Origin of the sequence: Desulfonatronospira sp. MSAO_Bac3 (assembly GCF_003838035.1) — a bacterium.
In the GTDB taxonomy this organism is placed as follows: Bacteria; Desulfobacterota; Desulfovibrionia; order Desulfovibrionales; family Desulfonatronovibrionaceae; genus Desulfonatronospira; species Desulfonatronospira thiodismutans.
The window spans coordinates 1-7,341 of record NZ_QYZY01000042.1; the positions used below are offsets into that span (position 1 = coordinate 1).

8 protein-coding genes are annotated in these 7,341 nt (G+C 52.8%); 1 reads left to right on the forward strand and 7 read right to left on the reverse strand.

Annotated elements, in window-relative coordinates; translation table 11 throughout:
* Positions 1-266 precede the first annotated feature (266 nt).
* The 7 genes from D5S03_RS01330 to D5S03_RS01360 form a co-directional block, all read right to left on the reverse strand.
* Positions 267-1,034 carry an MBL fold metallo-hydrolase gene (locus D5S03_RS01330; RefSeq protein ID WP_287042451.1) on the reverse strand — a complete coding sequence of 256 codons (768 nt, stop codon included), beginning with the start codon at positions 1,032-1,034 and terminating at the stop codon, positions 267-269.
* Between the two features lie 19 nt (positions 1,035-1,053).
* Positions 1,054-1,539, reverse strand: a complete 486-nt coding sequence (locus D5S03_RS01335) for a hypothetical protein (protein WP_287042452.1) — start codon at positions 1,537-1,539, stop codon at positions 1,054-1,056.
* Positions 1,540-1,694: 155 nt separating this feature from the next.
* Positions 1,695-2,348, reverse strand: coding sequence for a redox-sensing transcriptional repressor Rex (locus D5S03_RS01340; RefSeq protein ID WP_008870802.1), 654 nt, complete (start codon positions 2,346-2,348; stop codon positions 1,695-1,697).
* A gap of 75 nt (positions 2,349-2,423) precedes the next feature.
* Complete coding sequence (atpE, locus tag D5S03_RS01345) at positions 2,424-2,744, reverse strand: ATP synthase F0 subunit C (protein ID WP_008870803.1); 321 nt, start codon at positions 2,742-2,744, stop codon at positions 2,424-2,426.
* Positions 2,745-2,834: 90 nt separating this feature from the next.
* Positions 2,835-3,515 (reverse strand): F0F1 ATP synthase subunit A, encoded by a 681-nt coding sequence (gene atpB, locus D5S03_RS01350; RefSeq protein ID WP_008870804.1) that lies wholly within the window; start codon positions 3,513-3,515, stop codon positions 2,835-2,837.
* A gap of 3 nt (positions 3,516-3,518) precedes the next feature.
* Positions 3,519-3,929 (reverse strand): ATP synthase subunit I, encoded by a 411-nt coding sequence (locus D5S03_RS01355; RefSeq protein WP_008870805.1) that lies wholly within the window; start codon positions 3,927-3,929, stop codon positions 3,519-3,521.
* Positions 3,913-4,179 (reverse strand): AtpZ/AtpI family protein, encoded by a 267-nt coding sequence (locus D5S03_RS01360; protein ID WP_008870806.1) that lies wholly within the window; start codon positions 4,177-4,179, stop codon positions 3,913-3,915. Before D5S03_RS01360 ends, D5S03_RS01355 begins: the two co-directional genes overlap by 17 nt.
* Before the next feature lie 255 nt (positions 4,180-4,434).
* Between D5S03_RS01360 and D5S03_RS01365 the strand changes: the two genes are divergently transcribed.
* A complete protein-coding gene (locus tag D5S03_RS01365; protein WP_287042453.1) occupies positions 4,435-6,852 on the forward strand; it encodes a Lon protease family protein in 2,418 nt (805 codons plus the stop codon).
* Positions 6,853-7,341: the final 489 nt, after the last annotated feature.

The window sequence follows — 7,341 nt, forward strand, 5'->3', positions numbered from 1 at the left end:
ACCAGGGTCCGAGGACTTCGCAAACAGGACGTAAAAACTCACTCCTATGAAGCGTAGATCAAAACCTTTACACGAGTTTTTAATCCAGAATATCTTACATAGCCTGCTCTAAATCAACTTCGGTGTTTTACGGTTTTGATTAACGCTTCCTACGTCGTTCAGACAGTTTACGCCCAGTTTGCAAAGCCCCCGGACCCTGGATATCAGCGGTGCGCATAGATTGACCAAATTTATCAGATTGTGAATAGTTACCCAGGCCCCTTTTTTTACAGCTCGACCCTGTCTCCCGGCTCAGGCATAAATCCTGTCACTTGAGCCTGATCAAAATACTTCTGCAGACTATCTTTATGCGTTGCACGCTCATCACGCTGCATATGCACCAGGGCTGTCTGCCTGACCCCTGCCAGGCCGGCCATGGATAACACCCGGGACACGCTGCTGTGACCGGGCATGTCCCCCTCCAGGGCGAAGGCCTCGCATATGGCCAGATCGCATCCGTCAAGCACAGGCCAGAAGCTTTTTTCCAGCCGGCCGTCTCCTGTATAAAACAAGCTCCTGTTCTCTGCATGAAGCTTTATTCCCAGGCTTGGAACCGGGTGCTCCATGGGCACGGCCCGGGCCTGCATGCCCGCCAGCTGAAAAGTATCCCGTGAAGAAGCCTCTGTAAATTCGATCTCAAAACCCAGGCGATCCCACTTGCCTGGATAGGCAAGCTCCATGGCCTGTTTTACTGCCGAGGATGCGCCGCACACCCCGCTTATCTGCAAAGGTTTTATCCTGGCGTGCTCGCTGAAACGCAACAGGAGCTGGGGCAGACCCAGAAAGTGATCCCCGTGCAGATGCGATATCCATATAGCGTCCAGGTCCAGAGGATCATCGCTGCAACCCCAGAAGGCGGATGCGGCGGTAAAGCCGCAGTCCAGAAGGATTGACCGGCTGTTCCTACCTTCCTTTACCTGGACCAGGATGCTGGTGTTGGGCAGGTTTTCGTCGAAAGCCTCACCCACTCCGCAAAATACTGCCTGCATGCTCATGTGTATAATCCTGACCTTTTTATCCTGGTTGTTCCTGGTAAAGCCAGGATGCAGGCGGTGTTTTGCCCTTGAAAAACTTTTCCACCTCAGGTCGGTCATCTGCGTGTACGTAGAGATTGCCAAGGGGCAGAGGCCGGATCCGGCCGGCGTATATTTTCAGGGCCCGGTCGAAGAAATCAGCCTGAACAAAACAGGCTTTTATTCCGGCAAAGCGCCCCAGGCCCTCCCAGGTGGTGCGAAGGTCCAGACTGTGCTCTCTGTGGGGCGGACAGGTAAGCATATTTCCGGTTTTGATCAATGCCTCAAGAACTCTTGAAGGTAATACCGCCGCCCACATGCCAAGATTTTTCAGGAGCATGGATTCCAGGGCCAGAAAGTAGTGCTCGTCTATTCTGCAGGCCATGGAGACCCCTGGTACATTTAAGATTTCCCGGTCCTGCCTGAACTTCTCTCCCACCACCCTCTGCAGGTCTGCTGCCATTTCGGTGTAATCCGTCAAGGTCATAGGTCAAGTCCCCCTGCGCAGTGTCAAGATAAATATCAGTGCCTCAGTCAGCAATATAGGCTGAAAAAGGGTGGCAGTGCAAGTTTTTTGGCTGGAAAGCTGTGAAGCGTGGACGGGGTTTAAGTGTCCGGAAGTTAAAAAAAGGACAAGGCTGACTATAAAAGGCCTTTACTTTGATTCTGGGTAATATTGAAGGCCACGGAAAACATATGGTGTATAAAATCTACATATTCCACTGAAATGTTTTCCGGGGTGGTTATTCTCGAGGGTGCGAAATTGACGATACCTTTGATGCCGCCTTCCATGAGATAGTTTGCGGCACGCTGGGCTCTTTCAGGCGGCGTGGTGATGACCCCTATCTCAACGTTCATATCCCTGGTGCTTTTGGGCAGCTTGCTGGTACAGTTGACCTCCAGGCCGGCTATCTCCTCGCCGATTTTAAAGGGATCACAGTCAAAAGCGGCCACGATTACAAAGCCTCTTTTGCGCAGAAGGTTATGCCGCAGAAGCGCCCTTCCCAGGTTGCCCACGCCCACCAGGACAACGTTCCAGGTCCGGTCCAGGCCGAGACTCTGCCTGATGGCCTCGCGAAGCTCATGAACATAATATCCGACACCACGGACGCCGAATTCACCGAAATAAGCCAGGTCCTTGCGTATCTGGGACGGGTTGACCCCGCAGAGCTGGGCCAGCTTTTCCGAAGAAATCACCTTGATGCCCTGCTGTTCCATGACCTCCAGTTCCTGTACATAAACTGCCAGCCTGGAAATGGTGGCCCGGGGGATACGTTCGAACTTTAACTGCTGCATAGTGAATTTTTTAACAATGACAGGCCGATAAAAGGGGGAGGGTCATCCCCCTCCCCCTGATGAATGCAATCGGCTTTAGATAAAAGGATTGGCAAAAAGCAGAATCAGGTTGATAACCAGTGCATAAATTGCCAGGGACTCGATCATGGCCAGGCCGATGAGCAGGGTAACAGTAATCTTTCCGCCTGCTTCGGGGTTGCGGGCTGTACCTTCACAAGCACCCTTAAGACCGATACCCTGTCCAATGCCGGTGCCGATGGCGGCAATGCCCATGCCCAGACCGGTGGCCAGAGCGATATTGCCGATGACTTCGGGAGCGACTTCACCTGCAAAGGCGACACTGGCAAGGCCTACAAAGAAAACGGTGTGAAAGATGATCAACAAAGACTTGCGCATTACAAAACCTCCTAACGATTTATTTGTTCGGTCAAAAGACCATTTCCCCCGACTTTAAAAAATGCTCCAGGCTCACCATCAGACTTTCTTTTAATGAGCCTCTTCAAAGGCCTCCTTGAGGTACATCATGGTCAGCATGAAGAACACAAAGGCCTGCATAGTCTTCAACAGCAAAAAGAGTATGAAGATGGGCAAAGACCCCAGGATGGGAGCCAGGATAAACATTACGGCGATGGTGATTTCCTCTGCCCTGATGTTTCCGAATAGCCGCAGGGCCAGAGAAAGCGGCCGGGCCAGGTGGCTGACTATTTCAATGGGGAGCATTACCGGGGCGAACCACCAGTAGGGTCCCATGAACTTTTTAATGTAAGCGGCCCCGTGAATCCTGATGCCCCAGTAGTTGTAGTAGACAAAAACAAAAAGGGCCATGCACGCGGTAGTGTTGATGTTGGCCGTGGCCGCGTCAATGCTTGGTACAAGACCGGATACGTTGAGCACCCAGATATAGATGAGCAGAGTAAAAAGTACCGGAAAAACCCTCCTGCCCTGCTCGCCCATGTTGGCCACTACGAAATCCTCAACAGCCTTGATGAGAAATTCGAAAAAGTTCTGCACTCCCTTAGGCACAAGGGTCATCCTGCGGGTGGCCATCCAGCCCACCAGGACCAGAATTACGATGAAAAACCAGGAGTAGAGGACGTGTTGCGGGATGTTCAGCCCCAGGGCATGGAAAAATTCTCTCAAAAACATCCATTGGTATAAGTCTTCCATTTATTAAGCCTCCTTGAATTTTTGACCCACCAGGGTAATGCCGAAAATTAAGACGTTTAGCAGTATAACGCTTAGACCCAAGAGCAAAGCAAAAATGTTGGCGTTCCAGTATACTATGGCCACATATAAAACAAGTCCGGTCAGAATGAGCCGGACATAGAAACTGAAAAGAAGCGGGGTGGCGGCCCCTTTGGCAATATGTACAAGCTCCTGGGCCAGCCGGGCCATAAAGTAGAAATTGAGACTTCCCAGAAGCGCCCCGATCCCGAAACCCACAATCCACGGAACAGGAAAAAAAATGATGAAAACAAAAAGGCCCAGAATGGAGAGATAAAACTGATTGCGCACCAGAAAACGCACCTTGGGCAGAACAAAGCCCCTTTTATACAGAAAGTTTTCAACCAGAGTGTTCATCTTCGCCCTTTTCCTTTTTGTCCTCGGACTCCTGTATCTTTTTCACCTCCATATACATGTTCTTGAATCCGGCTGCAATCCCAAAAATGAGGAAGGCAAGCAGAAGCCACGGCTCTGTGCCCAGCCACTTGTCCAGGAAATAACCTATCAGCAACCCGACAAAAGTACAGGTGACCAGGTGAATGCCCAAAAGAGAGGCCTTCCAGTATTCGCCCCCCCAGCGGGATTTGTCATTGGACCTGAAAATCATATCTCCTGCACCCGGAAGAAAAAAGATGGGTGAACGTGCTTTCGTTCACAATGGAAGCCTTCTATCACACAGCTATATTAAACGTCAATGCAATATTTGAAACCGGGTTTTTAATCTGGCGATTTTTTTGCTGCGGACCTGTGCGCTTGCCCCCCGGAAAAAGCCGTCTTGCAAAATCAACCTTCCATGAATATAGTTGAAATCTTTAGCATCCGGCTTTACCTGCCGGACACAATTTTCTTTTCAGAGGAATAAATGACCAGAAAATTTCAGGTGCCCGCATCCAGGCTGAGCATCAAACTTTCCCCGTCCAGGATCGGATTCAGTCATACCGGAAGGGCCGCTGCCCGCCGAGATAAAAAACATGTTTTTCAGCAAAGGGCCTTTGATGCCCTGGAGCTGACCCTGGCCATCAAGCGCTCAGGCTACAACGCCTATCTTTCCGGAGAAAAAGGCCTGGGCCGCAACCGTTTTATACTGGACTTTCTCCGTCCCAGGGCAGGGAAAATGCCTGCTCCAGGGGACCTGGTATACGTCAACAATCTCCAGGATCCCGATCAGCCCCTGGCCATCACCCTGCCTCCCGGAAGCGCCAGGGATCTTCGCCGGGAAATGCAGGCGGCAATAAAAAAGATCCGGGAATCCATTCCTGCCGGATTTGAACAGGATTTCTACATCCGAAAGCACGGCGACCTCATCAAGGAATATAATGAAACCCGGGAAAATCTGCTTTCCCGCATGGAACACAAGGCCCACAAAAGCGGCTTCAGCCTGAGTGTCGACGAAAACGGCTCTTTGACCCTTTATCCCTTAGTGGAAGGCAGGGCCATGGACCCGGAAGAGTTTGAGAAGCTGGAATCAGAGGTGAGAAAGGACCTCATGCAGCAGAGCAACCGCATCATGGAAGCTCTGCTCGGGCTTTCCAGGCAGATAAGCAGAAAAGAACAGGACCTCAAGGATAACGAGCGCAGGCTGGACCGTGAAGTGGCTGGAGGCAGAATAGACACCTGCCTGAAAAAAATCCGCCAGAAATTCCCGGACAACCAGAAACTCATGGATTACTTAGAAAGTCTGAAGCAGGACCTGCTGGACAATATCGATCAGTTTAAACCCAGGGACCAGTCCTCGGAAAGCTCCCAGGAGGTGCAGGTGGGAGGCCCGGATGCCTGCCTGTCCCGTTACGGCGTCAACATATTCGTGGAACACTGCCGCAACGGGGGCGCCCCGGTTCTGGTGGAGGACAATCCCAACTATTTCAACCTGCTGGGCTGTATAGAGCGTGAGACCGAGATGGGCGCCTACTATACCGACTTCACCCTGATCAAGCCCGGCAGCCTGCACAAGGCCAACGGCGGATTCCTGATAATCCGGGCCGAGGACATTCTCGCCCAGCCCCAGGCCTGGGAAGGCCTTTTGCGCTGCCTGCGCTCCGGCAGGGCTGAAATAGAGGACCCGGCTGATCAGTACGAAATGGTACGCACCCGGACCATCCGGCCGGAACCCATTGACCTGGACATCAAGATAATTCTTCTGGGATCGGATGAACTGTATGAAATTCTGTTAGAAGCAGATGAAAGGTTCGGCAAGCTTTTCAAGGTCAAGGCCCATCTCAGGGAAAGCATTCCCCGCACTGAAGAATCCATCCGAAACCAGAGCATGGACCTGGCGGAAATAGCCGTGAGCAACTCTCTTATGCCCTTTGACCGGGAGGCGGTGGCCGCCCTGGTGGATCAGTCCTCGCGCATTGCAGGGGATCAGCAGAAGCTGTCCCTCAAGTATTCGCATCTTGCCGACCTCATGGTGGAGGCGGACGCTTATGCCCGTATGCATGGCGCTGACAGGGTGAACGCAGACTCGGTATGCCAGGCCCTCAAGTCGCGCAAGTATCGCCTGAGCCTCTACGAAGACGAATTCATGTCCGAATACGAGCGCGAAGCCATAAAAGTGCAGACCCAGGGCAGCGCAGTGGGCAGGGCCAACGGCTTGTCCATAAGCATGTACGGAGATTATATCCTGGCCCTGCCTCATCAGATATCCTGCACCACAGGGGTAGGGCACGGCGGCATAATGGACCTGGAACGCGAGGCCGAACTGGGCGGTCCCATTCACACCAAGGGTATGATGATCATCAAGGGCTACCTGCAGAACCTTTTCGCCCAGGAAAAGCCCCTGGTACTTTCCGGGAGCCTGTGCTTCGAGCAGAACTACGCCCAGATAGACGGAGACTCGGCCTCCGGGGCGGAACTGGCCGCCCTGCTCTCAGCCCTGTCCAACATACCCATCAACCTGTCATACGCTTTTACCGGGGCCATCAGCCAGTCCGGGGCCGTCATGGCGGTGGGCGAGGTCACCCGCAAGATCGAGGGGTATTTCGAGCTTTGCAGGCGAAAGGGCCTTACCGGCGGGCAGGGGGTGATCATCCCCAGGGACAACCTGACCCATCTGATGCTCAGCAGGGAAGTCATTCAGGCGGTAAAGGACAATATGTTCCAGGTATACGCAGTCACCTGCATAGAAGAAGCCATGGAAATCCTCACCGGGACCAGGGCCAGGAAAAAACTGGCCGACGGAAAATACTCCCCCGGTTCCATATACCGCCTGGCTGACGAACGCCTGCAGCACCTGGCCCACCTGGCCGACAAGCAGGTGCCGGGGAAGAGGAAGAAGAAATAGGCGCTTAGCACAAATTTCAAACAAACATGTTGGTAACTTTATCTGACATCCTGCCCTTCTGGATTACGAGCACGGTGTGAACTCCCCTCTTTGGCCTGGGAAGGGCCGGGGAAGGAAGGGAGCTGATTATCGAACCACCCCCAGCCCCTCCTTAACCAAGGAGGGGAGCAGATTGAGGCACGGCAACACTCTGTCGCATGCTTCTGTCAAGCACTCCATCTGGATCGTGATTAAACTTCCACCACCAAAGTAAATCCAGGCCACGGTGTAGCTCCCCTCCTTAGCCAAGGAGGGGAGCAGATCGAGGCACGGCAACACTCTGTCGCATGCTTCTGTCAAACACTCCATCTGGATCGTGATTAAACTTCCACCACCCAAGTAAATCCAAGCCACGGTCTAGCTCCCCTCCTTAGCCAAGGAGGGGCCGGGGGTGGTTGTATGAAATCCCTTCCTTATAAACATTCCAGAAGCCCACCACCCAAGTAAATC